Origin of the sequence: Polynucleobacter aenigmaticus (assembly GCF_002206635.1) — a bacterium.
GTDB lineage: Bacteria > Pseudomonadota > Gammaproteobacteria > Burkholderiales > Burkholderiaceae > Polynucleobacter > Polynucleobacter aenigmaticus.
This window is the reverse complement of the sequence record NZ_NGUO01000011.1, coordinates 82853-109806: the sequence shown is the minus strand read 5'-3', so window position 1 is coordinate 109806 and position 26954 is coordinate 82853. Positions and strand designations below refer to the sequence as shown.

The following is a 26954-nucleotide window of genomic DNA, read 5'->3' as shown; positions in this document are numbered from 1 at the left end:
TTAGTTTCAAACTCATTATGTCTACATTTAAAAATCTCATAAGTGAATCCGCTTTAATCTCACAAACGACTATCGCGCATTATGATCAAAATGCTGTTACTTATTATGAGGGCACAAAAGATCATGATGTCAGTCAAAATATTGATGCCCTATTAAGCACAATCAAGACTGAGCCACCGTTTCATATTCTGGATTTTGGATGTGGTCCGGGAAGAGATCTACAAACCTTTGCTAAGCTTGGTCATGTTGCTGTTGGGCTTGAAGGTAGCAAAGAAGCAGCTCAAATAGCTAAAACGAAAAGCGGTTGCGAAATCTTAGTCCAAGATTTTTTTAACTTATCTTTGCCAGATAACACATTTGACGGTATTTTTGCCAACGCTTCACTATTTCATATTCCCAATAAGCTATTACCCAAAGTACTAAGTAATTTATGGGCATGCTTAAAACCCAACGGTATTCTTTTTAGCTCAAACCCTCGGGGTAATAACGAAGAAGTTTGGTACGGAGACCGATTTGGCTCATATCATGATTTAGAGAGCTGGAGATCTTTTATGACCGATGCAAAATTTACTGAAATCGAACATTACTATAGGCCAAGTGGACTACCAATTGAACAACAGCCATGGCTGGCAAGCGTTTGGAAAAAGTAGTTCTTCAATCATTCTTAGTGGCCTTAGCTAAGAATATTTAATCTAAGGCTTAAGTTGGGCTCTTATTTCACCAGGTTTATTGGTGGCACTATGAACATTGAGATAAAGATTGCCGCTCTTCAAGCTTTGGAGCTGGGCATCCGTTAACTTGGCACCAGCGGGGGCAGTCCAAACATTATCTGAAGTCTTGGTAAATGGAACAATAACTGGGCCATTTTGGCCCATCGGCGCCTCATGAATATGTGCCATGGTTGCCTCGATACCTGTCGTTGTGATGGTTCCCGACACCGCTCCGTCTGGAGCAACCATGATTGCGCCTACCCCAGAAGCTGAGGTCATTACTGGTGGCACCTCTTGAGAGCCAGTAAGAGTTACTTTCATTGACTGTGCAAAAGCACCTAATGAAGCGACGCCAACACACAATCCCAAAACAACTTTTGCTAAAACATGAGTTATCTTCATTTGTATCTCCTATTGGTTTAGTCCTGGGTTTAGACTATCACAACTAGCTTAATGAGATATGTTGGCAGATTAAATTTTTGAGGAAAAGCCTTAAATTGGACCAATCTGATCTTTAATGACTAAGAGCATCATTACATAACAAGGCCCTGAATGATTTCAGATAGCTCATCAAACGTTTGATATCCATTTACAGGCATGAAACTACGAGGAGAAAAATTCTTTTCACCGATAAGCATTGCTGGAAGCCCTTGAAACCCGTAAGTCTTGAACTCTTGCTCATCGGCCATAACGTGTTTGGTCAATTCGCCGTTATCAACAGCTTGTTTTAGGCGTTCAATATCAATACCTTCTTGAGAAGCAATCTGCATTACCGCCGCTTCGCTACCAATATCCATTCCTTGCAAAAAGAATGCGTCAAATAAGGCTCTAGCAAGTTTTAATGATTTCCCTTGAGAATTAGCAAAGTAAACACTCTCTTGCGCAAGCCATGTATAGGTTAGAAATTTTGGCGTTAAAAGCTTAAGATTCTCTTGCATAACAATGGGCTCAGACTTAGCGGCCTCAAGATTATCCATGTAGGATTGTGAGGGAGATATATTGCCCTCAACTGGGGTTAATTCAAATGCTCTCCATACTATCTCCAGTCTGTCTTGATACTTTGTTTCGAGCTTTTCAAGAACGATAGTCTGAAAGTAACTATATGGACATTCAAAGTCAGCCCAGATCTGAATCTGAATCATTGCTTCTCTACCTCGTTTAATTAACTACTAATATCATATTCTTTAAATCTGCCTGGCTAATAAAACAGCTACTGCCGATCCACTCCTTACTAAAGCACACCAAAGCCTTAGAGTTAAGGGCCTAGGGCTCACAACTTTTGATCTTGCTTCATTTTTATGATTTATTTCGTCGGCTTGGCAACGCATGAGGAGCTTAAGCAAATCATCATGACTACCATTTTTTTGCAGATATTCAATCTGTTGCTGGTAATGTTGCTCTACAAATGTCTCAACAGCATCAATCGTTGCATAAACTGCTTTTCTTCCAAATAGCGCTGGTATTGCCCCAGTTAACCATCCCGCAATGCGCCAAGGAACAAGCAAACGACTTCGATGCTTGGCCTCGAAAATAGACTCTATTAACTGTAAATGCTCAGCCTCAGTGGCTCCATGATGCTTGGCAAAACTGATGAGCTCCTGATCTTTACGTAATTTTGCAATGGCAATAATGCCTTTGTAGATATAGATAGCACCCGTTTCGCCGGCATGATCTGAGCGTAACTCACGCTCTAAATAGACGGAATAAGAAGCATGACTACGCTCGATTACACCGCTCATCTGAGATAAGCCCGGATATAACTTATAACTTCATCATAAAACTGTCGCATCTTTTTCATCAATCTCATTTTATTATTGAATGTAATTACTAAAATCAAATATAGAGTTGGGTCCGAGCTTTTCTGCTTTTTGTAATTCGGCTTTTGTAATCAGAACGCTTTGAGTATCCCATTTACCCTTTTTGGAGATTTCTTGTAATTGATACTTTTGCGAGTCCCAGGCTGGAATGATCTCAATTTGAAAGGGTCTTGTTCTCGCATCTTTTGAAGATGATGCTACTGCAATCTTCGATAGACAATCACGCATATGAGATTCAAACGATTCTACGATCTCTTTAGCAAAATCTGCAATAACTGCTTTTCTGGATCTAAAGTGATTGACTGCTAAAAACACATCTTTCATCGTCATGCTTTGTGGGTCTTTAGCTAAGTAGTACCCGCCCCTTCGTCCTTTGGCGGCTCGTATTAAATAGGCAGACTTAAGCGCGGAGAGCACTATTTCCATACGACTTAAAGAAAGGTGCTGACGTTTAGCGATGTCAATTGCTCTAACCGGAACGCCAAATCGTGAATAGGCGGTGATATCAATCAAGGTATTGATAGTTTGTTCAAGCGACCTATTGATGTACTTCAACATGACACTTTCCTTTTATTAACGACACGGTAGAAATGACTTAAAAAGAAGTCGCCCGAGGGCGACTTAAGGACCTTAAATACGGGTCGGGAGACAATTTAATTCTGAACCTATTAGGGTTATTACGTATAAAACTACTAATAGAGGGGTTTTTGCTGCCCTGCAATCTAGGCACTTAAAGCGCATACTAATTAAGTAGTAACCCTAGTATTTTTAACCAAAGGAGCTTTAAATGAGACAGTTCAAACAGTTTCTGAGTAATTTGGTCATAGTTTTAGTCGAGGCTCGCAAGGCTTACTTGAGGCGCCATATGAATCATCTTTTAGGCTCATAAGTTACGTTTAACCAAAAATCACATGAAATTAACCGTTTTTCGTTACAAAGTCTGGGATCCCCAGGATGACAATGAAGCACAGATGCCTCCTTACTACGCTATCCGGGAATATATCGAAAACTTAGAAGGAGCTTCTGTGATCGAAGATGACTTTTTGGAGGTTGATGAGTCCGACCTTGATGTTTATGGAAGAATTTCCACCATATAAATTGCATGAAAAGGAAACGCACAATGCCAATATTTCGAACCGCTTTATCGTTAGCTTTTTTGTTAGTAGTAGCCAACCCATCTTTTGCTCAGGCAATTTCTAAGGATTATCAAAAAAATTGCATAAGTGAACAAGTGGCTGAGCATAAAGATCTTAAGGGTAAGACCCTTACTGAAGAAGACTTCACGGCTTACTGTGGATGTCAAGCTGAATTCGTCGCTAAAAATGCCTCTAATCGACAAGTGAATGAATTAATAATGAATCCAAAAATAAAACCTGAGTGGCTCAAGGCCATGGAGTTAAAGGGAATGAAGGCTTGCGTTATGGTTGACCCCAAGATGAATACGTAATCCTCAATACTGACTTAGTAAGCGTCGCTTAAATCGATGCTTGACCAGCGCAAAAAAAGCTACGCGAGTTGTCCCATTAAAGTACGCCTCTTGATAGGATTACTGCTCTATCCTAAATAACCATAATTGAACCTACCCCAGAGGTGGAGCTAATTACTGCCAGAACTTCGAGAGAACTATCGAGGGTTCGCCTTATTGGCTGCGTTGAAACGGCTAATAAGGGTATACCAATACAAAACCATAATGCAGTCGTATTTAAAGCGTATCTTCTCAATGATTGGCCACATCCTCAGTTCCATAAACATTTTTTACATTGTCATTCAAAGTCTTAAGGGGTGCGTTGAGATCGGAATGATTAGTATGATCATATCCAAATCTTGTTATCGATATTATCGATCATTAAATTCAATTTAATTCATTGGACCGATATCTCAATATCCCCCAGAATCACTTCATCGCCATTAAAAAACTAAAGGAGCGAGAAATGAAGAATCATCACCACTTATCTGAAGGCCTGTACTTTCTCAATCACGAGTTTGAAAAGGATTTAGCTACCTTCTTTTGCACCAGAAAATAGGAGAAAGATATGTCAACTTTTATCCAATCAAAGAATCCAATGAAGTTATACGCAGGAGTTTGCATCAATGCTCTTGGAGCTGGATTAACTGTCTTTGATATCGCCAAGCACTTTATTCGTTAAAAATATTTAATTAGAGAGAAAAGTATCATGAATACGCTGGATAAAATAATGTACACAGCCCACACCCACACTACTGGTGGCCGAGATGGCAAGGCAGTTAGCGATGATGGCCTGCTGAATGTAACTCTATCAGCACCTAAAGCTATGGGTGGCGCTGGTACAGCCACTAATCCAGAGCAATTATTTGCAGCTGGTTACTCAGCTTGTTTTATGGGAGCGCTTAAGCACGTAGCAGGATTGAAAAAAGTAAAGGTGCCTGATGATGCTTCAATTGACGCCAGTGTTGATATCGGTCCAATCCCACAAGGATTTGGTATCGCTGTTAAGTTGGCCATAGCCTTACCAGGCTTAGAAAAAAAGGCTGCTAAAGACTTAGTCGATGCGGCTCATCAGGTTTGCCCCTATTCCAACGCTACTCGTGGCAATATTGCAGTTGATATTTCCGTCATATAAATCATTATTTCCAATGAAGGGGAACTTATGAGTAACAAATTAACTAAAACCATAATAGATATTGGCATTAGTGAAAAAGATCGCAAGGCCATTGCTAAAGGATTATCAGAGCTTTTGGCGGACAGCTACTCTCTCTATTTGATGACTCATAACTTTCATTGGAATGTGAAAGGTCCAATGTTTAACACCCTTCACACTATGTTTATGACTCAATACACTGAGCAATGGGCAGCGCTTGATTTAATAGCAGAACGAATCAGGGCGCTTGGGGAACCAGCACCGGGTACTTATAAGGAATTCTCAAAGCTTACCTCCATCAAAGAAGTGGATGGGGTACCTAAAGCAATGGATATGGTCAAGTATCTTGTGAAGGCTCAAGAGGCTACTGCGAAAACTGCTCGCAAACTTTTCCCTTTAGTAGAAAAAGCGAATGATCAACCTACAGCGGATCTACTAACTCAACGACAAGATATTCACGAGAAAACTGCTTGGATGCTAAGAAGTTTATTGGAAGAGTAACTCCATCGGCGTCGTTTAAAAAGATAGATTGATATTAGGCCTAAAAGAAAATAGCCCAATTCAATTGATGGGCTATTTTCTTTACTCCCCGGGGAGAATTACTCCGTCAATACAAAGTCTTCAATCATCTGCTCTACCGACCGCTTCTGGCCGATTTAAGCCATCTACGTCGCCTCAGTCAAATGGGCACCTCTCGACCCACAACAGCCTATTGGGTCCTAGCTAATATGCGCATTCCTAAGAGTAAACAACTAATTCTTAGGTAGCGTATTAGGTTTAACTTTATCGATTGCCTTAATCGTCATCACACCCACCGCATAAGAAATATCTAAAGTGTTTAAAACTTCTGCGCCTAAAAGTGCGGTTTCTAAATTACTGATTACCAAGAGATGTACATTGGCAATACCTAGAGTGCCAAGAGTAATGATATTGCCTGATGTTTCGCCTACATCAACAAGGCCATTAGCAGTATTCACAGATTTGGAGATACCTACCCTGATGCCTGCGTTCCGGGCATGACGCAGGGGTATTGAGGAATAAGCAGCGCCACTATCTACCATAAACATCACTGGAAAACCGTTGACACCTCCAGAAATATAGTAATGGCCATCCGGTGATACATGCACCACGAAATCACCGTTTTTGATTTGCGCTGGTGATATTTTCTTCCCTGGGTTACTGGCAGCCTCGTGAAGATCTTTAGTCTGATTTTTTCCATCCGCCCAATTAGAGCCATCATAGGAAATAAAAGAGATGGGTTTATTTATAGGGGGGGGGTAAAGCCGGGACATCGGCCATTACTGGAGGCAAACGAAAGCTGGAATTATTTTGGGCTACCGCAAGGCTAAAGTTACTTAACAGCAATAAACCAATCAACATGCAGGAGCATGTGGCGCATTTATGTGATTTTGGCTTAATAGTGTGGCTAACGATTTTGGGTGCTTTGTATGATCTGTTGATTATAAGCAGTTGATTATAAACCGTTGAATATAAACATGTTTATATATTTTTAATATAAATGAAAAAAGGTTGCCACCCCCCCCATAATAGGAAATGTCCATTACAAAATATAAAATATGTCTAAGCCTCAATATCAAAAGACTTAGAAAAGATCGATCCCTTTCACAAGAAAAACTTGCTGACCAGGCTGGGATAGACAGGACGCTCGTAAGTAAAATCGAGGGTAATTTAGGCAACCCAACCTTAGCCGTCATGGTTAAGGTTGCAACTGAATTAGATGTGGGTGTATGCGATCTACTCTGCCCGCTGACTGAGCGCTACCAGACTAAGTAAAAAAGAGGGGGATGGCTCTTAGTGGCCGAACTGAGACGCTCGACAGTCCTAAAATTCCCTTCTTTGAACGTCTGAAATAGTCCGAAAAGCAGGCAAAAGCTCTAATTAGGCAAATAATTCAGCAGTACAAGCAAAAAGTAAATTTAGAAGCATAGGGCCTATAGAATAAGGCTTAGCTGGCTTCAATAAAGCATTCAATACTCATTCAGTAGTACAAAATTGGTTCAGTAGTACAAATAGAAAGGGCCTCCCTGACGGGAGACCCTTATGTAGTATGGTGCGGCTGGCAGGAATTGAACCCACGACCCCTTGGTTCGTAGCCCATACGTCGCAACACAATAAACCTTTATAAAACAATGACTTACGAGTATTAATTTGTACTACTGAATTACAGGTTAGATCCTCCTAACCCATTGTTTATATTGGCTTGATATCTTTTCAGTAGTACAGATTTATGGTCACTTTATGCAAACTTTCTTTTTGCTGTTGAATATTGAGGCTTCCCAGTACTCACCTACCGAACAATAAGCTCATTACCCCAAACTAGCTTTCCATTCCAAAAAAGTTCAGGCCTAGTTGTGAAACTAAGCCATCAGACGTAGCAAGGACCATCGATCAGAGGGTGATCCTTAACAAAGTCTAAGTTTATTGTCATGCCAATGCCAATACCTTCATATGGCTTTACAAAACCGTCTGAATCGAGCTCATATGCAACCTTATCCATCATCTCATCCCTAAAGGGATTAAGCGATGTAACGTCCCCTTCAAAATATCCAGGATTATCAATGGCAGATAAAAAATGAATAGTCGTCCCCATATTGATTGCAGTAGCAGAAGTATGAGGATTAATTGTTAATTTATTAGCACTCGCCATCGCAGCAATTTTTAGAGATTCAGTAACGCCACCAGTCTTTGATAAATCAGGCTGAATAAACTGCACATTATCATCGTCCAATAAGGTTGAGAAGTCATATCGTGTGTAATGGTTTTCTCCAGCTGCAAATGGAACCCGCCCCAGATTACGGGCCATACGATAAGCCTTTCGATCTTGTGGAGGGAATGGCTCCTCTAACCAACTTACTCCTGCCTCATCAAATGCAGGCATCACCTTTCGCACATCTGCTAAGGTGTAATTGGTATTTGCATCAACCAATATATCAATCTCTTCCCCTACTGTTTTACGGACCGCCTGCACTCTGAGGATATCTTTCTCTGCTGTATCGCCAACCCGTAACTTTAGAGCCCGATATCCAGTTGCTATATGTTCTTGTGCCTCTTTCGCCAATGATGCTGGCTCTTGCCATCCCAAAGCAATACCGCCTGCATATGCTTTAATCTTTTTGGAGGCGCCGCCTAACATTCGATATAAAGGTTGTTGCATGATTTGAGAGCGAATATCCCACAAGGCGATATCAATCCCACTCAATGCTAAAACTGCTGCTGCGCCCGTACCGTGGCTAGAAATCTGCATCTTATAAACGCGCGCCCAGATGCCGTTGATATCCATTGCGTCGCTATTTAGTACTAGCTCACGCATTGTCGTATCAATTAACTTTGCAATTGCTCCTGGAGCACGTCCATGATGTGCCTCACCCCAGCCAACATGACCATCCTCAGTTTCAATACGAACGAGTACCGAATCACGTTTTACAGATTTACCAATACCTAGCCGGACCGATTTATTTTCAGGAACGGGAAACGAAATAGGAACAGCTTCTAATTTAACAATACGTAGTGGATTACTAGTCATGAGGTTCTCGATTAAACAAATACTTCTGGATTGACAACATTATCAGTGCGATTACCCTTAAGGATCGCTAGAATTGTCTGAACTGATCCCTTACTCATACCGCGCATACTGCTAGCAGTAATCGAGGCGATGTGGGGTGTGAGCAATAAATTCGGGCAATCGAATACCGCTTCCTCGCCAGATAATGGTTGCTGATCATGCACATCCATGGCAGCACCAGCAATTTTTCCTGCATTTAGTGCGCCGATGATTGCCTGTGTATCTACTACAGGTCCACGGGCAATATTAATTAGGATGGCATTTGGCTTCATCATGGAGACTGAGGCCTGATCTACCAAGCCTCGAGTTTCCTCATTTAAGGGACAGCAAACTACTATTACATCAGATTGAGAAAACAATTCTGTTTTGGTAGCTGAGCGTACTCCACTGGGCAATGTTTCTGGTCGCCTAGTCAGTGCAATTGTTTGCATCTGCAGGCCAGTTGCGGCATTTGCCAATTTGCTTCCGATAGATCCGAACCCAATGATACCCAGGGTAGTCGTTGCTATTTCGCTTGAGGGATCAGCTAGCGGGCGGGCTTTTGCCCATCCTCGAGCACGTAACTCTGAGTCAATTAAGCCTAAGCGACGACGGAAATGAAAAATGGCAGCCAGGCAATACTCCACAACGGCATTTGTATTTGAGCCCGGTAAGTTCGCAATAGGGATCCCTTTTTGAGTTGCCACATCTACGGGAATGAAATCTAGCCCAACACCATGTCGCACGACTGCTTTTAACTGGTGCGCCCCATCAAAAATATCTTGGGGTAGCTGACAGCGCACTATCAAGCCATCACAGTCTGAAATAAGCCCCTTTAAGGTCTCAGGCTTTGTATCAGGCGCTACTATTACGTCGCAGTCCTCGGAGAGCATTTGATGAAACTCCGGATAGATCGGATTGGTTAAAAGAACCTTAAATCTTTTATTCAAGAAATGGCACTCCCTTTTTTATTGGATTATTAAGCATACCTAGCCCCTCAAGTTCGACACGGACCGTTTGACCTGGTTCGAGCCAGGCAGTGGGTTCTTGAACCATCGCGAGGCCCGCGGGAGTTCCTGTTGCAATGATATCGCCGGGCTCAAGAGGCATTTGCTTGGAAATATAAGAAATTAATTCAGCAATTTTGAAAAGCATTGTGCCTGTGGTGCCATCCTGTAGAACCCTACCATCTACATCCAATTTAATTTGGATAGCATAAGGATTCACCACCTCATCAGCAGTAACCAGAAATGGTCCAAAGGGAGCAGAAGCTGGCATATTCTTACCACGAACGAAGTTACCTTTATCTTCCTTAATCAAGCCACTGCCACTAATATCGTTATGTACTGTGTAACCTGCGACATAGTCCATTGCTTCTTTTGGCTCTATGAATAATGCGCGCTTCCCAATAATGACAGCTAATTCGGCTTCGTAACCTACATTGCCGACATCTGGCGGAATGAGGATGGCATCACTTGGGCCGATGACAGTATTTCCAGATCGAATGAAAATAACTGGCTCAGCTGGGTAAGGCATTGAACGCTCATCCAATGCATCTGTAAAGTTATATGCAGCTCCAACCACTTTTCCTGGCCTGGGAATTGGCGCGCAGATTGCAATGGCATCGAGACGCAACACAGCCGCCGGATCATAACTACCGCTCTTAATTTTGCTGGTGATTTTCGTAGTTAAGGCAGGTAAACCTGACCTAACCATATTTAGCAAATTAGACCCTTGACCAGCCACGATTTCGCTACAGCTGGCATGGGAAAGGTCGAGCACGCTCAAAGAGTCACTTAACAGAACGCCTACTGCAGGTGCCTGCTCACCCCTAATGAATGTTAAATAACGCATAACAACAACCTATGCGACTCGGTATTGATCAAGGATATGCCGATTAATTTCAATCCCGAGCCCTGGGCCTTTGGGAACGCTCACCCTACCATTACGCTGAATGATAGGCTCAACTGAAAGTAAATCGCGGAATGGATTTTCACATTGTTCAAACTCAAATAGTGGAGGGTTGCCCTTAAAACTCGGCGGCTGATCTGGAAGTGCTGCCAAGAAATGCAGAGTTGCAGCAACCCCTATTACCGATCCCCACGCATGTGGAACGCACTCTACGCCATGTGCACTGGCAAGGGTTGCAATCTTGCGGCATTCGCTAATACCACCCGCAGCGCAAACATCGGGTTGAACAATATCCATGGCCTTACGCACCACAATATCTCTAAAGCCCCATCGGGTAAATTCATTTTCTCCACCAGCTACAGCCATATCAAGAGCGCGAGTCACTTCAACATAGCCATCTAAATCTTCAGGAGAGATAGGCTCCTCAAACCATTCAATGTCTAATTTCTCAAGCTCTCGTCCAATCTTAATGGCTTGAGGTACGGTAAAGCAGTGATTAGCATCAACCATCAGTCGCATATCATCTCCTACCGCTTTTCGTACCGCCTCTACACGCCTGATATCCAACTTTAAGTCGCCTAAGCCAATTTTCATCTTAATAGCAGTAAAGCCATTTTGCTTAAATTCAATCGCCTCTTCAACCGCTTCTTCAATCAATCGATCCATATCTATAAAATACAGACCCGTAGCATATGCCGTTACCTCATCTCGATACGAGCCACCAATTAATTTATGAATTGGTTGACCACAAGACTTACCAATAATGTCCCACAATGCAATGTCAATACCACTAATAGCAGAAATCGCCATGCCTTTAGTGCCGTAATCCTTAATGCGGTTGTACAAATCCTCCCAAATTACCTCTACGTCAAATGGATCTCTACCAATAATTCGAGGCCCAAATTGGCTATCAATAAAGGCCTTTGAGACAGCCGACGGCCCATAGCATTCGCCCCAGCCTACCATGCCATCATTTGTTTCTACTTCGACAATGCAAGAACCTCGGGTTTTATAAATCCACCCTCTGGAGGAGGTAAAAGGCTTTTCTACAGGAGCAGAAACAACGTGGCAGGTAACTTTTTTAATTTGACTCATCAATCTACTTTCAATTTCAAATGTTTATTTTTTTTCAGTAAAAACTTTTTTGCCAACAATAGCCAACGTATTGGTTACTGAAACAATCTCAGTACCTAAAGCTTTACCAGTGAGACTATCGACTTTCGCACCACCATCCTCGGAAGCAGCCTTAAAGCGCGGATCTTGAATTGCCTTGTTGAAAATAGAAATGAGTCTTTCTTGAATTTCTGGAGGCGTCTTTGCTGGAGCGACAAGATAGGCCATTTGGACTAATGGTCCATATGGAAAAACATTGAAGCCCTTTTCTTTGAATGTAGGGACATTAGGCAATGATTTAATCCGCTCATTGGCGAATACCCCTAAAGGCATAACCATATTTGAATCCATCTGCGCCTTACTCTCAGACGGCTTTAAAACTGCCGCTGTAATTTGCTTACCAGCAAGATCGACAATGACCTTAGCTCCGCCCGTGTATGGAACGGTAATGATTTCTGAATTCACCACATCTCCAGTCATCACCGCAAAGATATGATTTAAGTTATTGCTACCAGGAGTGCCGATTGATATTTTTCCTGGATTCTTTTTAACCATTGCTTCAAAACTAGTTAAGTCTTTTGTTGGGCTGTCCTTAGGCACCAGCAGCAAGAGTTGATCAGTTGTAACACGCGCAATTGGTGCAAACTGTTCGTTTTTAAGCGGGGTTAAACCTTGCGCAATCATTGCTATTGTGGAACTTGTACCCATTCCGATGGTGTAGCCATCAGGTTCTGCATTAGCCACTTTTGTCATTCCAATCGTTCCCGTTGCTCCTGGAACATTATCTACAACGACCGTAACCCCCTCATCAGCCAAGATTCTAGATATCAATCTAGCTGAAATATCATTTGATCCCCCTACATTCCAGGGCACTACTAGCTTAATTTCCTTAATGGGGAAATCAGCGGCTGCCGCTGATCCAAGAACCATTAATGAGCTCATTACAGAAATCACAAATTTACTAATTGTTTTGTTAAAAACGTACATACATAACCCCCTTTAATCAAGAATCCCGACAATGTTATAACAAACAACATTCATTTGAAAACAATTTATCCAAATATTTCCATTAAAATTAATCCAGCAAACTGCAGATGTCTTGGCGAGCGCTATCAATATCTGCTTTGATGGCTCTAGCTACTGCTGGGCCATCGCCTTTTTTAAGCGCATTTAAAGCGGCCAAATGGTATTTATGTCTTTTTTGCCCTGGCTTATAGTCTGGAAGAGCCAGATTTAAGGTTGGTCCACAACGGAGCCAGGCCCCTTCAATTGCCTGAACAAGAATGGGTTGTTTGGCTAACTTATAGATCCCAAAATGAAACTTGTAGTGAGCATTCAAATAAGAGGCAAGATTTCCGGTTTCTGCCAAATCTCTCATATCGTTCAAAAGAGATGAAATTTCATTGATTTCTGATTTGCTTGCGTTTTTAGCTGCCGCCTCTCCGGCTAGGGGCTCCAAACTGCTTCGTATCGTCATTAATTGATCGAACTCACTCGACGTAAATAAGGGGACTGAGGCGCCACCACCTTGTCCCACTCCACCCCGCTCAAGGACATTTTCTGCCGCTAAACGATTGACTGCGTCGCGGACGGGGGTAAGACTAATTCCCAAGTCTTGGGCCACTTTTCTCAAAATAATTCGCTCGCCAGGGGCAAATTTACCTGCCAATAATGCACTTCTTAAAGACAAATAGGCCTTATCCCAAAGGGTATCTTTGTTGAGAAGCTTGAGACCACCCTTGGAGTTGCTTGGCATTAGTAAGCTTAAAAAAATGAAGTTAAGTTCTAATATAAATCAAAACCTCAGCACCACTAAAAGCAGTGTCCTCGAGACAAAGCGCCTCAATGAACGGTGATGACTTGATTTAATGTCGCTTATTTAGTAACAAATGCAGGAATCACATCATTTCATCTTCTTAAAAGATCTTCAAGAACCTCAAGATGCCCCAAATCATCCAAATGATTAGTAGAACCACAACTACTCGGTAATCCATTACCAACCTGAATAAGCGTAACTGCCTATGAGTGCACTCAATTGAAACCCACATTCCAAATCCTCCGGTAGTTAGAAAGATCCAGCGTAGAGGTTTGGATAAAGAAATGGCAGGGATTGGCCGAACTGAGATGCTCGACAGCGCTAAAATTCCCTTCTTTGAATGTCTGAAATAGTCCTAAAAGCAGGCAAAAGCTCTAATTAGGCAAATAATTCAGCAGTACAAGCAAAAAGTAAATTTAGAAGCATAGGGCCTATAGAATAAGGCTTAGCTGGCTTCAATAAAGCATTCAATACTCATTCAGTAGTACAAAATTGGTTCAGTAGTACAAATAGAAAGGGCCTCCCTGACGGGAGACCCTTATGTAGTATGGTGCGGCTGGCAGGAATTGAACCCACGACCCCTTGGTTCGTAGCCAAGTACTCTATCCAACTGAGCTACAGCCGCAACAGCCATAATTATGCCATGGAAGAGAAGAACTACATCACACCCGCTGGCCACGAACGTATTAAATGCGAACTTTTACGGCTCCTGAACCTTGACCGGCCTGAGGTTGTCAAGGTTGTGCACTGGGCCGCCTCCAATGGTGATCGCTCAGAAAACGGCGACTATATCTACGGAAAAAAGCGCCTTCGGGAGATCGATCGCCGAATTCGCTTCCTCAATCAACGCCTAGAATTCGCCGTGGTAGTTGATAACCAGGCCCGAAAATCTGGCGATGCCGATGCTGAACAAGTCTTTTTTGGGGCTACCGTCACCTATGAAAGCCTTGAAGGTCCGGATTTAGGCAAGAAGACTCGAATCACGATCGTAGGAGTCGACGAAGTCGATTTAGATTGCGGGCATGTCAGCTGGGTATCCCCCATTGCTAAGGCCTTGATTAAGGCGCGCTTAGGGGATTGCGTCAAAATTCAGACACCTAACGGACCTACTGAAATAGAAATCCTAGACGTTCAGTACCAATAATGCGGGCTGTGCTTATTTAGTTGCCTCGTACTCGGGTCACGCGCATCACATCATGATTGGCACGCAAACTACGCATGACCTTAGAGAGGTGCAGGCGGTCTGAGACCTGGATTGTGAAGCGGATAGTGACCGCATCCTCTTTATAACGATCGTCCATTGATACATTCATGATGTTCGAGTCTGCAGAAGTCACGCTGCTTGCCACCCTAGCCAGCACTCCTTTACCTTGGTGAGTATCAATCGCAAGGTCAACCTCAAACTCACGATTAACCTCTTTAGCCCACTCCACTTCTACCCATTTGTCACTGTCTTTTGACAGCATTCTGAGGGCTACTGAGCAGTCATTGGTATGAACTTGCAAGCCCTCACCCTTGCCGAGGTAGCCAATAATGTTATCGCCTGGAATGGGGTGACAACAGCTTTGGAAGCTGATGGAGTTGCCTTCACGTCCATCCACGAGGATGGCTTGACGCTGATGGTTGTGGGAGGCGATTTCTTGCTGAGGAGAAACCCAGTCAGTTGCACCCAAGCGCATTTGCTCTGTACCACCCCCATCGTCAATCAAAATCTTTAATCGAATTGCTAACTCTTGGGCGGATCTTCGCCCTAGCGCAATATTGACACACCCTTCTTCACGGGTTTTATCCCCAGTCCAATGGAGGAGCTTTTCCCAAACTGCTGGGGATAGCAACCCAGCATCAACACCTTGTTGACGCAGTGCACTAGCCAATAAGCGCTCACCTAACTGCAGAGACTCAGCGTAGTGCTTAGTCTTAAGTGAATGGCGAATAGAGGCTCGCGCTTTACCAGTTCTCACAAATGCTAGCCAGCCTGGGTTGGGTTGAGAGTTTGCAGAGGTCACTACCTCAATAATGTCGCCATTCTTTAGCTCGCTACGTAGCGGTAGCTGCATGCCATTAATCTTGACAGCTACACAAGTGTTACCTACATCACTATGAATTGAGTAAGCAAAATCGAGAGCGGTAGCCCCACGTGGCAAAGCTCTGATTTGCCCCTTCGGAGTAAAGACGTAAACCGCATCTGGAAATAAATCAATTTTGACGTGCTCTAAAAATTCTTGTGAATCGCCGCTACTATCTTGAATATCGATCAAAGACTGTAGCCATTGATGCGCGCGGTTTTGCACCTCACTCATATCCGGCTTGCCGTCCTTATAAGCCCAATGCGCCGCGACACCCGCCTCAGCAACAGCATGCATATCGCCAGTGCGCATCTGGAACTCTACTGGCACGCCAGAAGGGCCTAACAAGGTTGTATGCAAGGATTGATACCCATTGATCTTAGGAATCGCGATGTAGTCCTTAAACTTGCCAGGCATTGGCTTATACATCGAATGCAAAATACCTAATGCACGATAACATTCATCAATTGTGCGAACGGTGACACGAAATGCATATACATCTAGTACCTGAGAAAAACTCAAATGCTTGCTGCGCATTTTGCTGTAGATGCTAAAGAGGGTTTTTTCTCGACCGCGTAAATCGACTTCTAAATTGAGCTTAGAGAACGCCATGCGGGTGACCTGCAAAATCTTCTCCACCATCTCTTTGCGATTGCCGCGCGCCCTTTTAACCGCAGTCTCAATTACTCTAAAACGCATCGGCATGGAATAACGGAAACTTAGATCCTGCAAGTCACGATAAATGATGTTTAAACCCAATCGATGGGCAATCGGAGCATAGATCTCTATGGTTTCGGCAGCAACCCGACGGCGCTTTTGCATGGGAACAGCATCCAAGGTTCGCATGTTATGCGTACGATCTGCCAGCTTAACTAGAATGACGCGCACATCGCGCGCCATGGCCATGAACATTTTGCGAAAGCTCTCGGCCTGCGCTTCTGCGTGACTCTGAAACTCTAATTTATCGAGCTTAGTTAAGCCTTCAACTAATTCAGCAACCTTACTACCAAACTTTTCCAGCAAATCTGCTTTAGTAACACCCGTGTCCTCAATCACATCGTGCAAGAGGGCTGCCATGATCGATGGTGCATCCAAGCGCCAAGTAGCGCAAAGCTCAGCTACCGCAACGGGATGGGTAATGTAGGGCTCACCACTATGCCGATACTGACCCAAGTGGGCGGCATCAGAAAAATGAAAGGCCTTTTTGATTAAAGCCACCTCATCTGGCTTCAGATAAGCTAACTTGGAAATGAGTCCCTCAATGGAGACAACATGGTGCTTTAGGGGAAGTTTAGGCGCTGATGTAGGCCCAAACAAATGTCGACTAGATTGCGCCAACAGAGTGGCGATGATCGAGGAATTACTACCTTTAGAAGCCTCTTCAGGCGAGACCAGACCTTTGGATTTCGAAGTGTTTGGGTCGCCTAAGGGGAGCTCCACAACGGAACCCCTGTATTACAAAGGTACTTTGGTCAACATGTCACGGTCAGTTACACCAGCAGCAACTTCACGCAACGCAACAACAGTTGCTTTATCTCTGGCCTCGACACGTGGGGAGTGACCTTGAACTAATTGACGTGCGCGATAGGTCGCAGCCAATACGAGCTCAAAACGATTAGGAATGGTTTTTAGACAGTCTTCTACAGTAATACGGGCCATGCTGAACTCACTTAATTTAGCTTCAATACCTATAGGATAACTGATTAGACCCCAAGGCGCCTTAAAAGCGCAGGGTTACGGGCCATAATCGGGCCTGAGCGCAGGCGGCTGGCTGCCACTACATGGCGCAAATCAATCAATGCCTGCTCAAAATCATCATTGATCACAATAAAATCTGCCTCATGGGCATGTTGAAGCTCTAGATGCGCTGCCGCCAATCTTCTTTGAATGGTTGCCTCATCGTCCTGCCCTCGTTTGCGTAAGCGCTCTTCTAAAGCCTCAAAGGATGGCGGGAAGATAAATATCCATTGCACCTCCGAGATCATTTGACGAATCTGTTGGGCACCCTGCCAGTCGATCTCCAACATCACATCGCGCCCGGTTTTCATTTGGGTTTCGATCCAGGCACGTGAAGTGCCATAGAAATTGCCGTGCACTTCGGCATACTCTAAAAAATGACCTTCATCACGCTCGATAATAAATTCTTCTCTGGCAATAAAACGATAGTCCTTGCCATCTACTTCACCCGGCCTTGGTGCACGCGTCGTAGTCGAAAGCGATAGCTTGAGTGCTGCGTCCTCCTGCAATAAGGCGTTAACTAAAGATGATTTGCCAGCGCCTGATGGGGCAACGATCATCAACATACTACCTTGATAGGCAGGAGAGAGATTAGGTTTAAGTTTAGGGCTCGCCATCGTGATTTATCTAAATATCAATTACTCTAAATTTTGCACCTGTTCACGCATCTGCTCAATTAAGAGCTTGAGCTCTAGGGCTGCTTGCGTACATTCTTCAGAAACTGATTTGGAGCTTAAGGTGTTAGCTTCGCGGTTTAACTCCTGCATCAAGAAATCCAAACGCTTGCCTACTGGGCCCTTGCCTGCGAGTGCTGTATCCACCACTTGAAGATGGGTCTTAAGGCGCGCAAACTCTTCTGCTACGTCGATACGAACAGCGTAAAGCACTACCTCTTGACGAATACGTTCCATCAGCTCGGTACCAGACCCGCCGTTACCCTTTCCCTGCTCTTGAGCAGCCAAGGCTTCGGCCAAACGTTCTGTGAGCTTCTCTTGATATTGGGCAACGTAGACGGGCACCTTAGGCTCAATCGTTTTAACGATCTCTCGCATCTTCGCAGTAATATTGGTCAAAACAGTGGCTAGGGCCTTGCCTTCGGCATGGCGACTTTCCATGAGGGCGGCTAAAGCTGCACGCCCAGCCTCAACGGTAGCAGCGATCCAACCCTCTTCTTCACCTCTAGGTTCAGAAACAATGCCAGGCCAACGCAAAATATCGGCAATACACAGCGCTTCTGCATTGGGAAAGGCTACTTGAGCGTGCTCTTGAAGGGTATACAAAGCATCTAGGCGATCTTTATTGAGGGCACCTAAAGCATGGGGGTTAGCCTTTGCAGCACCAGCAGCACCTGAATTAACCCGCCAGGCAGCACGGAACTCGACCTTGCCACGGGATAGGCTTTGAGTCGCCATTTCTCGTAAGGCAGGCTCAGCCCCGCGACACTCGTCCGGAAGACGAAAGCCCAAATCCAGAAAGCGGCTATTGACAGCCCGACATTCCACTTGCAGATCAGCAACTACGCCAGCTCCTAGGGAGACTTGGCGAGAAGCGCTGCCATAACCAGTCATGCTCGATATCATATGGACATTGTAGATTCATTGTGAATTCCACCCAACCCTTTATGACCAATCCAGGATCAAACCAGATGAGCAGCTCTAATTGCACCCGCCCTAGTGGCCGCACCCCTACCCAATTGCGCCCAATCAGTATTAGTCGCGCTTTTACCAAGCATGCGGAGGGCTCAGTCCTGATTGCCTTTGGTGACACTAAGGTTTTGTGTACTGCCAGTGTCTTGGAAAAAGTGCCTCCACATAAAAAGGGCTCAGGCGAAGGTTGGGTTACTGCCGAATACGGCATGCTCCCCCGTGCCACTCACACCCGCAGCGATCGTGAAGCTGCTCGCGGCAAACAATCTGGTCGCACACAGGAGATCCAGCGTTTGATCGGCCGTGCCATGCGCAGCGTCTTTGATTTAAAAGTATTGGGTGAGCGCACTATTCATCTTGACTGCGATGTCTTGCAAGCTGATGGTGGCACGAGAACAGCCGCCATTACAGGCGCCTATGTGGCGGCACGCGATGCCATCAACACCCTCCTCGATAGCGGTGCACTCAAGTCCGATCCGATTATCGATAGTGTTGCAGCGATCTCTGTTGGCATTTACCAGGGTGTGCCAGTATTGGACTTAGATTACCCAGAAGACTCCTCATGCGATACCGATATGAATGTCGTCATGACAGGCAAAGGCGGCATGATCGAAGTGCAAGGTACTGCTGAAGGCGCCGCTTTCTCCCGCGATGAATTAAATGCATTGATAGATCTTGCGCAAGAAGGTATTCGTGATTTAACTCAGCTACAAAAAGAAGCTTTCAAATAAAGAATAAGGGTTTGATTGTGCAAAAGCTCGTTCTCGCATCTAACAACGCTGATAAGGTTCGCGAATTCCAAGAACTTTTGGCACCCTTTCATTTTCAGGTGATTCCTCAAGGTGAGTTAGGCATTCCAGCGGCAGAAGAGCCTCATCAGACTTTTGTAGAGAACGCCCTTGCGAAGGCTCGCCATGCCAGCGCTGCCAGTGACTTACCCGCGCTTGCTGATGACTCCGGAATTTGTGCTCATGCTCTCAATGGTGAGCCTAGCGTCTACTCCGCTCGCTATGCCGGCATCAACGGTGACAACGCTGCCAATAATCAGAAGCTCATTTCTGCACTGCAAGGCAAGACTGACCGTGGGGCGCACTATGTCTGCGCTCTTGTCATGGTCAGTAGCGCCAATGATCCAGAACCGCTAATTGTGCAAACCCGTTGGTACGGTCAAGTGATTGATGAAGCTAGAGGCAGTCATGGCTTTGGTTATGATCCACACTTCTTTTTGCCAGAGCTTGGTAACACTGCCGCAGAGTTAGAGCCATCTGAGAAAAACCTGATTAGTCATCGAGGTCAAGCCTTGCGTGAACTTATTGCACAACTCCAAAGCCGTGCTTAATACACTCAAACCTATTTTGGCAACCCAGTCAAAACTCACCGCCCTACCTCCGTTATCTCTCTACATCCATTTCCCATGGTGTGAAAAGAAATGTCCTTATTGTGATTTCAACTCCCATCAGATCAAAGAAGGTAAGCAGGGTTTTGATGAGGCGCGCTATATCCAAGCACTGATTGCTGATCTGGAAACCGAGTTGCCTCGCGTTTGGGGTCGGCAGGTACACAGCATCTTTATTGGTGGTGGCACTCCTAGCTTGCTATCTGCCAATGGGATGAATGAATTGCTCTCTGCTATTCGGGCACGTGTGAACTTAGAGCCGGATTGCGAGATCACGATGGAGGTCAATCCAGGTTCAGTCGAGGCAGAAAAATTGGCCGGCTTTGCTCGAGCTGGAATCAACCGTGTCTCTTTAGGTATTCAGAGCTTTCAAGATGAACAGCTCAAAGCATTGGGAAGAATTCATAATGGGGAAGAAGCAAAGCGCGCTATTGCGATTGCGCTACAGCACTTTAAATCCGTCAATCTCGACTTGATGTTTGGCTTACCAAATCAAACCTTGGAAGCCGCTAAAGCTGATATTGAAACTGCCCTCTCTTTTAAGACCCCCCATTTATCTTTTTACAATCTCACCTTAGAGCCCAATACGTACTTCGCCAGCTTTCCACCAAAGCTTCCAAGCGAAGATGAGATTGATGCGATTTTTGAGCAAAACTTAGCCCTGCTAGAAGCGGCTGGTTATCGGCGCTATGAAGTATCTGCGTACGCCAAGAAAGATCAGGAGTGCAAACATAATCTGAACTACTGGCGTTTTGGCGATTACATTGGCATTGGTGCAGGAGCTCACGGCAAGATCTCCTTTCCCGACAAAATTACCCGGCAAGTACGAGAGCGTCATCCAGAAACCTATATGCAGGCGATGGAAACCAAAGGCAATGCGTTGATTGAAGCAAGAGACATCTCCGCCAAAGATCTTCCCTTTGAGTTCATGCTCAATGTCCTACGCCTAACTGATGGCGTAGATACCGTTACCTTTGGTGAGCGCACTGGCTTGCCACTGAACGTCGTATCAAAAGGATTGGATGAGGCCAGCAAAAAGGGTTTGTTAGACTTAAATCCCAACAAACTTAAAGCCACAGAACAGGGCCTGCGCTACCTTAATAACCTACAAGAGATGTTTTTGTAAGCCCAAGGAATTGGGATTACTTTCCTGTCCAAACAGGTGGCTCACCTTTTAAGAATGAAGTTACTCCATTCTTAAAATCTTCACTGCCGTAGCATTCCCGAATCAGATCACTGCAATCCGGTAAGTTATTTTTGATAATCCGCGCTAGGGTTTGCTTGCTGGACTTTTGCGTGATGGGTGCCAAGCTCATCAAACGCTTAGCCAACTGATGAGCTTCATGCTCAAGATCTTCTGCAGGATAAGTAGCTAAAAGATAGCCTTGTTTAAGTAGTTCGGGAGCGGCTACTAGCTCTGCCAATAACAACATGCGCTTAACAACATTCACCCCGAGGTGCGCAACCAGCCAGGCTACGTTTCCTGCAGATAAGCAGTTACCAAGTGTTTTGGCAATCGGCACTCCAAAGCGCGCATCTGGTGTAGAGATTCGAAAATCACAGCAACTAGCAATAGCAAGACCTCCGCCTACCGCCATCCCGTCAATAACTGCAATTGTAGGAAAAGGCAGCATGGCCAAGGGGGACAGATAGCCATCAATACCCCCTTCATAGCGAATGCCATCATCGCCATTTTGAAAGCCTGCAAACTGAGCAATATCACTTCCCGACACAAAAGACTTGCCGCCAGCACCGCGCAAAATAGCGACCCGTGCTACAGAGCTTTGGGTCAACTCTTCACAAATCTTTTTAAGGCTTTGATACATGCCTACCGTCATCGCATTGCGGGCAACAACATGATCAAAAGTAATGTGTGCAATGCCATTGCGAAGCTCTAAGCGAACTTCGGCAAGGCGATCTGGATGGAGGTCTTTATCTGTTGTCATCAAATGAAAAACCCTCCCTCATTCAAGAGAGAGGGTCTGTAAACACTATAACCAAATAGCTCAGCGCAGAAATTATTCAGACTTGATATTTAAGCTCTTTACCAAGCGCTGATACTTTGCCAACTCACCCGCTAAGAAGAGATTAAATGCTGCCGGTGTTGCTGGGCCTTCTGGTTGCAAGCCTTGAGCATCCAATGTTTTCTTAATCTCTGGATCATTCGTAGCTGCCTTGACTGCTTGATCAATCCTATTGACTAAAGCAGGATCCATTCCTTTTGGACCCATGACGGAGTACCAATTGGTGACATCAAAGCCAACGATGCCCACTTCATTAAAGGTCGGTACATTCGGAAGCAATGCCAAGCGCTTAGGAGTAGAGATTGCCAATGCTTTCAAATTCCCCTGCCTGATTTGCTGCAAATTTGGTGGCAAGGTATCAAAGTTCATCGTAATTTGGCCGCCCAATAAATCTACAATTGCTTGACCGCTACCTTTGTAGGGCACGTGGTTCATTTCTACGCCAGCAATCTTAGAGAACAAGGCACCCGCTAGATGCTGCGTACTACCAATGCCAGAGGACCCGTACGTCATTTGACCTGGGTTCTGCTTGGCCAAGGAGATTAACTGTGCAACGGTATTCACCGGCAGAGAAGATTTCACAACCAACACATTAGGCACATATCCCAAATACGTAATTGGAGTGAAATCCGTCGCAGGGTTGTAAGGAACATTCTTCAGTACAAATGGAGAAATCGCATTGGAGTTGGAGTGACCCATCAATAAGGTGTATCCATCTGGATTTGACTTAGCAACTAAGTCAGCACCGATAGTTCCGGCGGCACCAGACTTATTTTCAATGATCACGCTCTGACCTAAGATCTCACCCATCTTTGGAGCGATTGCACGCGCTACGATATCGGTTCCGCCGCCAGGAGCGAAACCCACAATCAAACGAATTGGTTTAGTGGGAAAATTTTGCTGAGCACTTGCAAAAAGTGGCAATGCGCCACACGCACCTAATGCTAAATAAGCAAAGCTACGCAAAATCCACTGAGGGGATTTATTGTTCATACGGCCTCCATTTTGTTTTATATTCATGGCTATCAATTAGCATTGCAATCTAAACATATAAAAACAATTGAGACAATGATGAAAACACCTATTAGCAAGCCTCTACCCCTGGCTGGCGTCAGAGTTCTTGACGTGAGTCAAGTAATGGCTGGCCCCTACTGCTGCATGCTCTTGGCTGACCTAGGTGCTGATGTCATCAAGATCGAGCCTCCAGGCACTGGTGATCAAACACGTGGGGCAATGGGATTCAAGATGAAGGGCTCAGACAGCATGGGCTTTCTGAATATGAATCGCAATAAACGTAGCGTGACCCTTAACCTCAAAACAGAAGCCGGTAAAAAAGTATTCTTTGAATTAGTGAAGACCGCTGACATCTTGGTCGAAAACTATCGCCCGGGTGTCATGAAAAGACTGGGTGTTGACTATCCATCACTTAAGGACATCAATCCAGGCTTGGTCTATGCCAGCATCTCGGGATTTGGTCAAACCGGCCCCTGGGCAGATCGCCCAGGCTTTGATCTCATGGCGCAAGCGATGTCTGGCGTGATGAGTGTCACAGGCTATCCAGATGGCCCGCCAGTCAAAGCAGGCGTTCCAGTAGCCGATATTGGCTGCGCACTTTTTGCCGTTTATGGAATTTTGTCGGCCTATATTGGCAAAACTAAATCTGGTGAAGGTCAATTTATCGATGCATCCCTGTTTGATTCTGCACTAGCCTTTTCAATCTGGGATACAGCGCAATACTGGGGCACTGGAGTTGAACCATATAAGCTAGGTACTGCTAATCATATGAGTGCGCCCTATCAGGCAATGAAAGCCTCTGATGGCTACTTTGTGATGGGGGCTACTAACCAGAAGCTCTGGAAACTCCTCTGTGAAAAAATTGCTCGCCCTGAATTATTTGACGACCCTCTTTTTAGAACCAATCCCCTCCGCTTAGCCAATCGTTTAATTCTGGCGGCAGAACTCGAAAAGACCTTCGCTACCAAAACCAGCGAAGAATGGGTTGAGTTACTTCTGGCCGATGGCATTCCAGCAGGGCCAATTAATACCTACCCTCAAGCATTTGATAGCGAACATGGTAAACATCGCCAGATGCGCATGGAGATTGATCATCCTATTGAAGGCAAGGTTCCTAATATTGGTTTTGCAGTCAAAATGATGGGCACCCCACAACAAGTCTTTAGACATCCTCCACTTCTTGGCGAGCATACCAATGAGGTGCTCAAGGAGTTAGGCATTTCTGGTGATCACTTGAAGGCTCTTACCGATGGTGGCGCTTTCGCAGTCTGAGTTATCGACTTGTTTCAGGAAAAACAAATGGGCTCCAAGGAGCCCATTTTTTGCTTACTTACTGCCCGACCTTATTTAAGCGCCATCTGAATTGGCGATTGGAGGAGCCTCAAACGGATCTTTATTTAATTTAGCAGGGGGCGCTGCTTTACCCTTCGTACCAGGCATCAACTCAAAGTCTGGAGTAAAGGTGGTCAACGTGCTTCGCAGTTGCTCAAATGCTTTGCGATCACCATCAAACTTGGCTTTTCCTTCGGCCTGTAGTTTTTCAAAAGTGGTTTGACCGCCCATGACTTTCTCTAAGTCACTACGGTTCACGGTGATTGTCAGATTGGGATTTTTATCCTGGTAACCCTTAATATTGTTCAGCGCAGAATTACTCATCTCCACGACAAACTTCTCGCCATTATCGGGAGTGCTCAAGTTGATAGTGAACTTCATGCCGGCAGCTTTTTTGCTATCCATGCTGATAGCCAAGGCATTCAACCATAGCTCTGTAGTCATTGCTCTAATCATGTCAGGGCCATTGGATTTTGGTGAAGCCCCAGATGGTATGCCATGACGTAATTCATAGGCAGCACCCAAGAAGCTATTACGCACGCTCGGGCTTTCTTTTTGATAGCCGATTTGCTCAAAGATATCTGCAAGCAAGTCTTTAGCTGCTGTGTTGTTTGGCTCTGCGTAAACTAATTTATTTACGATCTCCATCGCTTCACGGTATTTACCTTGCTTGTAAAGTTGTTTGCCCTTTGCCATGATCTTGCCTGAGCCACCCATCATCTCCACATAGAGTGGCGCCGAATCTTTTGGTGACAAGGGAATCAAGGTTGCAGGATTAGCGTCCCAGTAACCCAAGTAGCGATTGATGACGGCACGGCTGTTGTGCTCTTCTGAGCCATGGTAGCTATGCGCTGCCCATTGAGACTTTAAGCTCTCCGGTTGCTTATATATGTTATGCACTTCATTAATCGTCACACCATTGTTTGCCAAATGGAGAACTTCGTTATTCAAGTGTGCATAGCTATCACGCTGCGTACGCATCACTTCTTGTACACGATCATTACCCCAGCGCGGCCAGGAATGTGATGCGAACATTACCTGCGCTTCATTGCCATAGCGATATAAGGCATTGTTGATGTTTTTGGACCATGCCAAGGCGTCACGTACTAATGCGCCACGTAAGGTGTAAATGTTATGAATGGTGCCAGTGATATTTTCAGCGGCCCAGAAAGCCTTCATCTGCGGGAAATAGGTATTCATCTCCGCTGGCGCTTCTGTACCAGGCGTGTTTTGGAACTCCATCTCCACGCCATCTACCGTCATTTTTTCAAATGGCTCATTAATGAGAATAGTTGGCTCAATTAAGCCAAGGTTACCAGCTGCAGTATTTTTACCAATCGACTGGTCAACGTGACCAAATGGGCTACGTGGTAATAAAACACCATACTGGAAATACAAACGGCGTGTCATGGCATTACCGGCATATACATTCTCTGCCACCGCGTGATCCATAAAGCCAGCTGGGGCAATAATTTTGACCTTGCCACTCTTCACATCCGCCTCATCCACTACCCCACGTACACCACCAAAGTGATCGGCATGTGAATGGGAGTAGACCACTGCGACAACTGGGCGCTTGCCTAACTTCTCATTAACCAACTCTAAAGCTGCCCTAGCTGTTTCTTTTGAGGTTAAGGGATCAAAGACAATCCAACCCGTATTTGTTTTGACAAAACTAATATTGGATAAGTCAAAGCCGCGGACTTGGTAGATTTTTCCAGGTACGACTTCATAGAGGCCATAACCCATATTGAGAATCGCTTGACGCTGTAAAGAAGGATGTACGCTATCAAAATCTTTACCTTGCAATAAGAAGTCATAGCTACCCATGTCCCAAGCAACGTTACCGGCATCGGCCATGATGGTTTTATAAGTAGGAGCTGCTATAAAGCCTCTTTTGGATTCTTCAAAGTCACGCTTATCTTCAAATGGCAAGGTTTTACGCAAGCCATTTTGCAAGTCAACGGTAAATGTTGAAGGAGCCTTACCCTTGGAGTCAAAGTGCTTACCTTGCATCGCGCCCGGATCAGCAACAACGCCACCACCTCCGGCAGCGATGGCAGAATTACCGGAAATAAGGGCAATAGATAGAGCAAGGAGGGATAGTCTAGTTTTCATAGAAGCCTTGAAGAATTGCAAGTATTGGTAAAAATATTACCTTAAGAATGTAAAGAGAGTCACACCATTGGGCA

29 protein-coding genes and 1 tRNA gene are annotated in these 26954 nt (G+C 44.9%); 11 read left to right on the top strand and 19 right to left on the bottom strand.

Going from position 1 to position 26954, the window contains the following annotated elements; translation table 11 throughout:
• Nucleotides 1-17 precede the first annotated feature (17 nt).
• The gene (locus CBI30_RS07875; RefSeq protein WP_088527751.1) at nt 18-650 is read left to right on the top strand and encodes a class I SAM-dependent methyltransferase; all 633 of its coding nucleotides are present in this window, start codon (nt 18-20) and stop codon (nt 648-650) included.
• 42 nt (nt 651-692) lie between these two features.
• On the opposite strand, the gene CBI30_RS07870 is transcribed toward CBI30_RS07875, so the two are convergent.
• From CBI30_RS07870 to CBI30_RS07855, 4 genes are all read right to left on the bottom strand, one after another.
• The gene (locus CBI30_RS07870; RefSeq protein ID WP_072584040.1) at nt 693-1112 is read right to left on the bottom strand and encodes a CHRD domain-containing protein; all 420 of its coding nucleotides are present in this window, start codon (nt 1110-1112) and stop codon (nt 693-695) included.
• 131 nt (nt 1113-1243) lie between these two features.
• Complete coding sequence (locus CBI30_RS07865) at nt 1244-1852, bottom strand: DsbA family oxidoreductase (RefSeq protein WP_088527750.1); 609 nt, start codon at nt 1850-1852, stop codon at nt 1244-1246.
• A gap of 42 nt (nt 1853-1894) precedes the next feature.
• Nucleotides 1895-2449 (bottom strand): demethoxyubiquinone hydroxylase family protein, encoded by a 555-nt coding sequence (locus CBI30_RS07860; protein ID WP_088527749.1) that lies wholly within the window; start codon nt 2447-2449, stop codon nt 1895-1897.
• 72 nt (nt 2450-2521) lie between these two features.
• Nucleotides 2522-3085, bottom strand: a complete 564-nt coding sequence (locus CBI30_RS07855; protein WP_088527748.1) for an RrF2 family transcriptional regulator — start codon at nt 3083-3085, stop codon at nt 2522-2524.
• 353 nt (nt 3086-3438) lie between these two features.
• Here CBI30_RS07855 and CBI30_RS07850 point away from each other — a divergent pair, with 353 nt between their 5' ends.
• The 4 genes from CBI30_RS07850 to CBI30_RS07835 all read left to right on the top strand — a co-directional run bounded on the left by CBI30_RS07850 (nt 3439) and on the right by CBI30_RS07835 (nt 5646).
• A complete protein-coding gene (locus CBI30_RS07850) occupies nt 3439-3624 on the top strand; it encodes a hypothetical protein (protein WP_072584037.1) in 186 nt (61 codons plus the stop codon).
• A gap of 23 nt (nt 3625-3647) precedes the next feature.
• Complete coding sequence (locus CBI30_RS07845; protein WP_072584036.1) at nt 3648-3974, top strand: hypothetical protein; 327 nt, start codon at nt 3648-3650, stop codon at nt 3972-3974.
• A 727-nt stretch (nt 3975-4701) separates the two neighbouring features.
• Nucleotides 4702-5127, top strand: coding sequence for an organic hydroperoxide resistance protein (locus CBI30_RS07840; protein ID WP_088527747.1), 426 nt, complete (start codon nt 4702-4704; stop codon nt 5125-5127).
• Between the two features lie 27 nt (nt 5128-5154).
• Nucleotides 5155-5646 (top strand): Dps family protein, encoded by a 492-nt coding sequence (locus tag CBI30_RS07835; RefSeq protein WP_088527746.1) that lies wholly within the window; start codon nt 5155-5157, stop codon nt 5644-5646.
• A gap of 251 nt (nt 5647-5897) precedes the next feature.
• Here CBI30_RS07835 and CBI30_RS07830 read toward each other — a convergent pair whose 3' ends face one another.
• On the bottom strand, nt 5898-6437 hold the full coding sequence (locus tag CBI30_RS07830; protein WP_088527745.1) for a retropepsin-like aspartic protease family protein: 540 nt from the start codon (nt 6435-6437) through the stop codon (nt 5898-5900).
• A 262-nt stretch (nt 6438-6699) separates the two neighbouring features.
• Between CBI30_RS07830 and CBI30_RS07825 the strand changes: the two genes are divergently transcribed.
• Nucleotides 6700-6939, top strand: a complete 240-nt coding sequence (locus CBI30_RS07825) for a helix-turn-helix domain-containing protein (protein WP_088527744.1) — start codon at nt 6700-6702, stop codon at nt 6937-6939.
• Nucleotides 6940-7531: 592 nt separating this feature from the next.
• On the opposite strand, the gene CBI30_RS07820 is transcribed toward CBI30_RS07825, so the two are convergent.
• From CBI30_RS07820 to CBI30_RS07790, 7 genes are all read right to left on the bottom strand, one after another.
• Nucleotides 7532-8689: a mandelate racemase/muconate lactonizing enzyme family protein gene (locus CBI30_RS07820; RefSeq protein ID WP_088527743.1), complete on the bottom strand. Its 1158-nt coding sequence runs from the start codon at nt 8687-8689 to the stop codon at nt 7532-7534.
• Between the two features lie 11 nt (nt 8690-8700).
• Entirely contained in the window at nt 8701-9657 is a 957-nt protein-coding gene (locus CBI30_RS07815; RefSeq protein ID WP_088527742.1) for an NAD(P)-dependent oxidoreductase, read from the bottom strand.
• Nucleotides 9650-10561, bottom strand: coding sequence for a fumarylacetoacetate hydrolase family protein (locus CBI30_RS07810; RefSeq protein ID WP_240553540.1), 912 nt, complete (start codon nt 10559-10561; stop codon nt 9650-9652). Before CBI30_RS07810 ends, CBI30_RS07815 begins: the two co-directional genes overlap by 8 nt.
• A gap of 9 nt (nt 10562-10570) precedes the next feature.
• Entirely contained in the window at nt 10571-11713 is a 1143-nt protein-coding gene (locus tag CBI30_RS07805; RefSeq protein WP_088527741.1) for a mandelate racemase/muconate lactonizing enzyme family protein, read from the bottom strand.
• Between the two features lie 24 nt (nt 11714-11737).
• Nucleotides 11738-12673: a Bug family tripartite tricarboxylate transporter substrate binding protein gene (locus tag CBI30_RS07800; protein WP_240553539.1), complete on the bottom strand. Its 936-nt coding sequence runs from the start codon at nt 12671-12673 to the stop codon at nt 11738-11740.
• Between the two features lie 133 nt (nt 12674-12806).
• On the bottom strand, nt 12807-13487 hold the full coding sequence (locus tag CBI30_RS07795) for a GntR family transcriptional regulator (RefSeq protein ID WP_088527740.1): 681 nt from the start codon (nt 13485-13487) through the stop codon (nt 12807-12809).
• 608 nt (nt 13488-14095) lie between these two features.
• Nucleotides 14096-14172: transfer RNA gene (locus tag CBI30_RS07790), tRNA-Arg, on the bottom strand.
• Nucleotides 14173-14190: 18 nt separating this feature from the next.
• On the opposite strand from CBI30_RS07790, the gene greB reads away from it, so the two are divergent.
• A complete protein-coding gene (gene greB, locus CBI30_RS07785; RefSeq protein ID WP_088527739.1) occupies nt 14191-14691 on the top strand; it encodes a transcription elongation factor GreB in 501 nt (166 codons plus the stop codon).
• Nucleotides 14692-14707: 16 nt separating this feature from the next.
• Here the strand turns inward: greB and CBI30_RS07780 are convergent, their stop codons facing one another.
• Genes CBI30_RS07780 through CBI30_RS07765 form a run of 4 tightly spaced genes read right to left on the bottom strand, consistent with a single transcriptional unit; the run spans nt 14708 to nt 18930 of the window.
• Nucleotides 14708-17008, bottom strand: a complete 2301-nt coding sequence (locus CBI30_RS07780) for a RelA/SpoT family protein (RefSeq protein WP_088527805.1) — start codon at nt 17006-17008, stop codon at nt 14708-14710.
• Between the two features lie 60 nt (nt 17009-17068).
• Nucleotides 17069-17272, bottom strand: a complete 204-nt coding sequence (gene rpoZ / locus CBI30_RS07775; protein ID WP_088527738.1) for a DNA-directed RNA polymerase subunit omega — start codon at nt 17270-17272, stop codon at nt 17069-17071.
• 44 nt (nt 17273-17316) lie between these two features.
• Nucleotides 17317-17967, bottom strand: coding sequence for a guanylate kinase (gene gmk, locus CBI30_RS07770; RefSeq protein WP_088527737.1), 651 nt, complete (start codon nt 17965-17967; stop codon nt 17317-17319).
• 21 nt (nt 17968-17988) lie between these two features.
• Entirely contained in the window at nt 17989-18930 is a 942-nt protein-coding gene (locus tag CBI30_RS07765) for a YicC/YloC family endoribonuclease (RefSeq protein WP_088527736.1), read from the bottom strand.
• Nucleotides 18931-18995: 65 nt separating this feature from the next.
• Here CBI30_RS07765 and rph point away from each other — a divergent pair, with 65 nt between their 5' ends.
• Genes rph through hemW form a run of 3 tightly spaced genes read left to right on the top strand, consistent with a single transcriptional unit; the run spans nt 18996 to nt 21518 of the window.
• Complete coding sequence (gene rph, locus CBI30_RS07760) at nt 18996-19727, top strand: ribonuclease PH (protein WP_088527735.1); 732 nt, start codon at nt 18996-18998, stop codon at nt 19725-19727.
• A 17-nt stretch (nt 19728-19744) separates the two neighbouring features.
• Nucleotides 19745-20335 carry an RdgB/HAM1 family non-canonical purine NTP pyrophosphatase gene (gene rdgB / locus CBI30_RS07755; protein ID WP_088527804.1) on the top strand — a complete coding sequence of 197 codons (591 nt, stop codon included), beginning with the start codon at nt 19745-19747 and terminating at the stop codon, nt 20333-20335.
• Nucleotides 20310-21518 (top strand): radical SAM family heme chaperone HemW, encoded by a 1209-nt coding sequence (hemW, locus tag CBI30_RS07750; RefSeq protein WP_420812048.1) that lies wholly within the window; start codon nt 20310-20312, stop codon nt 21516-21518. The genes rdgB and hemW overlap by 26 nt, the downstream gene beginning before the upstream one ends.
• Nucleotides 21519-21534: 16 nt before the next feature.
• Here hemW and CBI30_RS07745 read toward each other — a convergent pair whose 3' ends face one another.
• Nucleotides 21535-22338: an enoyl-CoA hydratase/isomerase family protein gene (locus CBI30_RS07745; RefSeq protein ID WP_088527733.1), complete on the bottom strand. Its 804-nt coding sequence runs from the start codon at nt 22336-22338 to the stop codon at nt 21535-21537.
• Nucleotides 22339-22410: 72 nt separating this feature from the next.
• Nucleotides 22411-23409 carry a Bug family tripartite tricarboxylate transporter substrate binding protein gene (locus tag CBI30_RS07740; protein ID WP_161492287.1) on the bottom strand — a complete coding sequence of 333 codons (999 nt, stop codon included), beginning with the start codon at nt 23407-23409 and terminating at the stop codon, nt 22411-22413.
• A gap of 78 nt (nt 23410-23487) precedes the next feature.
• Between CBI30_RS07740 and CBI30_RS07735 the strand changes: the two genes are divergently transcribed.
• The gene (locus tag CBI30_RS07735; protein WP_088527803.1) at nt 23488-24702 is read left to right on the top strand and encodes a CaiB/BaiF CoA transferase family protein; all 1215 of its coding nucleotides are present in this window, start codon (nt 23488-23490) and stop codon (nt 24700-24702) included.
• A gap of 75 nt (nt 24703-24777) precedes the next feature.
• On the opposite strand, the gene CBI30_RS07730 is transcribed toward CBI30_RS07735, so the two are convergent.
• On the bottom strand, nt 24778-26880 hold the full coding sequence (locus tag CBI30_RS07730; protein WP_206075609.1) for an alkyl/aryl-sulfatase: 2103 nt from the start codon (nt 26878-26880) through the stop codon (nt 24778-24780).
• Between the last annotated feature and the right edge of the window lie 74 nt (nt 26881-26954).

Excerpts from the sequence above, each read along its gene's own strand:
- CBI30_RS07875 (WP_088527751.1), top strand. The coding sequence starts at position 18 with ATGTCTACATTTAAAAATCTCATAAGTGAATCCGCTTTAATCTCACAA.
- CBI30_RS07870 (WP_072584040.1), bottom strand. The coding sequence starts at position 1,112 with ATGAAGATAACTCATGTTTTAGCAAAAGTTGTTTTGGGATTGTGTGTT.
- CBI30_RS07865 (WP_088527750.1), bottom strand. The coding sequence starts at position 1,852 with ATGATTCAGATTCAGATCTGGGCTGACTTTGAATGTCCATATAGTTAC.
- CBI30_RS07860 (WP_088527749.1), bottom strand. The coding sequence starts at position 2,449 with ATGAGCGGTGTAATCGAGCGTAGTCATGCTTCTTATTCCGTCTATTTA.
- CBI30_RS07855 (WP_088527748.1), bottom strand. The coding sequence starts at position 3,085 with ATGTTGAAGTACATCAATAGGTCGCTTGAACAAACTATCAATACCTTG.
- CBI30_RS07850 (WP_072584037.1), top strand. The coding sequence starts at position 3,439 with ATGAAATTAACCGTTTTTCGTTACAAAGTCTGGGATCCCCAGGATGAC.
- CBI30_RS07845 (WP_072584036.1), top strand. The coding sequence starts at position 3,648 with ATGCCAATATTTCGAACCGCTTTATCGTTAGCTTTTTTGTTAGTAGTA.
- CBI30_RS07840 (WP_088527747.1), top strand. The coding sequence starts at position 4,702 with ATGAATACGCTGGATAAAATAATGTACACAGCCCACACCCACACTACT.
- CBI30_RS07835 (WP_088527746.1), top strand. The coding sequence starts at position 5,155 with ATGAGTAACAAATTAACTAAAACCATAATAGATATTGGCATTAGTGAA.
- CBI30_RS07830 (WP_088527745.1), bottom strand. The coding sequence starts at position 6,437 with ATGTCCCGGCTTTACCCCCCCCCTATAAATAAACCCATCTCTTTTATT.
- CBI30_RS07825 (WP_088527744.1), top strand. The coding sequence starts at position 6,700 with ATGTCCATTACAAAATATAAAATATGTCTAAGCCTCAATATCAAAAGA.
- CBI30_RS07820 (WP_088527743.1), bottom strand. The coding sequence starts at position 8,689 with ATGACTAGTAATCCACTACGTATTGTTAAATTAGAAGCTGTTCCTATT.
- CBI30_RS07810 (WP_240553540.1), bottom strand. The coding sequence starts at position 10,561 with ATGCGTTATTTAACATTCATTAGGGGTGAGCAGGCACCTGCAGTAGGC.
- CBI30_RS07805 (WP_088527741.1), bottom strand. The coding sequence starts at position 11,713 with ATGAGTCAAATTAAAAAAGTTACCTGCCACGTTGTTTCTGCTCCTGTA.
- CBI30_RS07800 (WP_240553539.1), bottom strand. The coding sequence starts at position 12,673 with ATGAGCTCATTAATGGTTCTTGGATCAGCGGCAGCCGCTGATTTCCCC.
- CBI30_RS07795 (WP_088527740.1), bottom strand. The coding sequence starts at position 13,487 with ATGCCAAGCAACTCCAAGGGTGGTCTCAAGCTTCTCAACAAAGATACC.
- greB (WP_088527739.1), top strand. The coding sequence starts at position 14,191 with ATGGAAGAGAAGAACTACATCACACCCGCTGGCCACGAACGTATTAAA.
- rpoZ (WP_088527738.1), bottom strand. The coding sequence starts at position 17,272 with ATGGCCCGTATTACTGTAGAAGACTGTCTAAAAACCATTCCTAATCGT.
- gmk (WP_088527737.1), bottom strand. The coding sequence starts at position 17,967 with ATGGCGAGCCCTAAACTTAAACCTAATCTCTCTCCTGCCTATCAAGGT.
- CBI30_RS07765 (WP_088527736.1), bottom strand. The coding sequence starts at position 18,930 with ATGATATCGAGCATGACTGGTTATGGCAGCGCTTCTCGCCAAGTCTCC.
- rph (WP_088527735.1), top strand. The coding sequence starts at position 18,996 with ATGAGCAGCTCTAATTGCACCCGCCCTAGTGGCCGCACCCCTACCCAA.
- CBI30_RS07745 (WP_088527733.1), bottom strand. The coding sequence starts at position 22,338 with ATGACAACAGATAAAGACCTCCATCCAGATCGCCTTGCCGAAGTTCGC.
- CBI30_RS07740 (WP_161492287.1), bottom strand. The coding sequence starts at position 23,409 with ATGAACAATAAATCCCCTCAGTGGATTTTGCGTAGCTTTGCTTATTTA.
- CBI30_RS07735 (WP_088527803.1), top strand. The coding sequence starts at position 23,488 with ATGAAAACACCTATTAGCAAGCCTCTACCCCTGGCTGGCGTCAGAGTT.
- CBI30_RS07730 (WP_206075609.1), bottom strand. The coding sequence starts at position 26,880 with ATGAAAACTAGACTATCCCTCCTTGCTCTATCTATTGCCCTTATTTCC.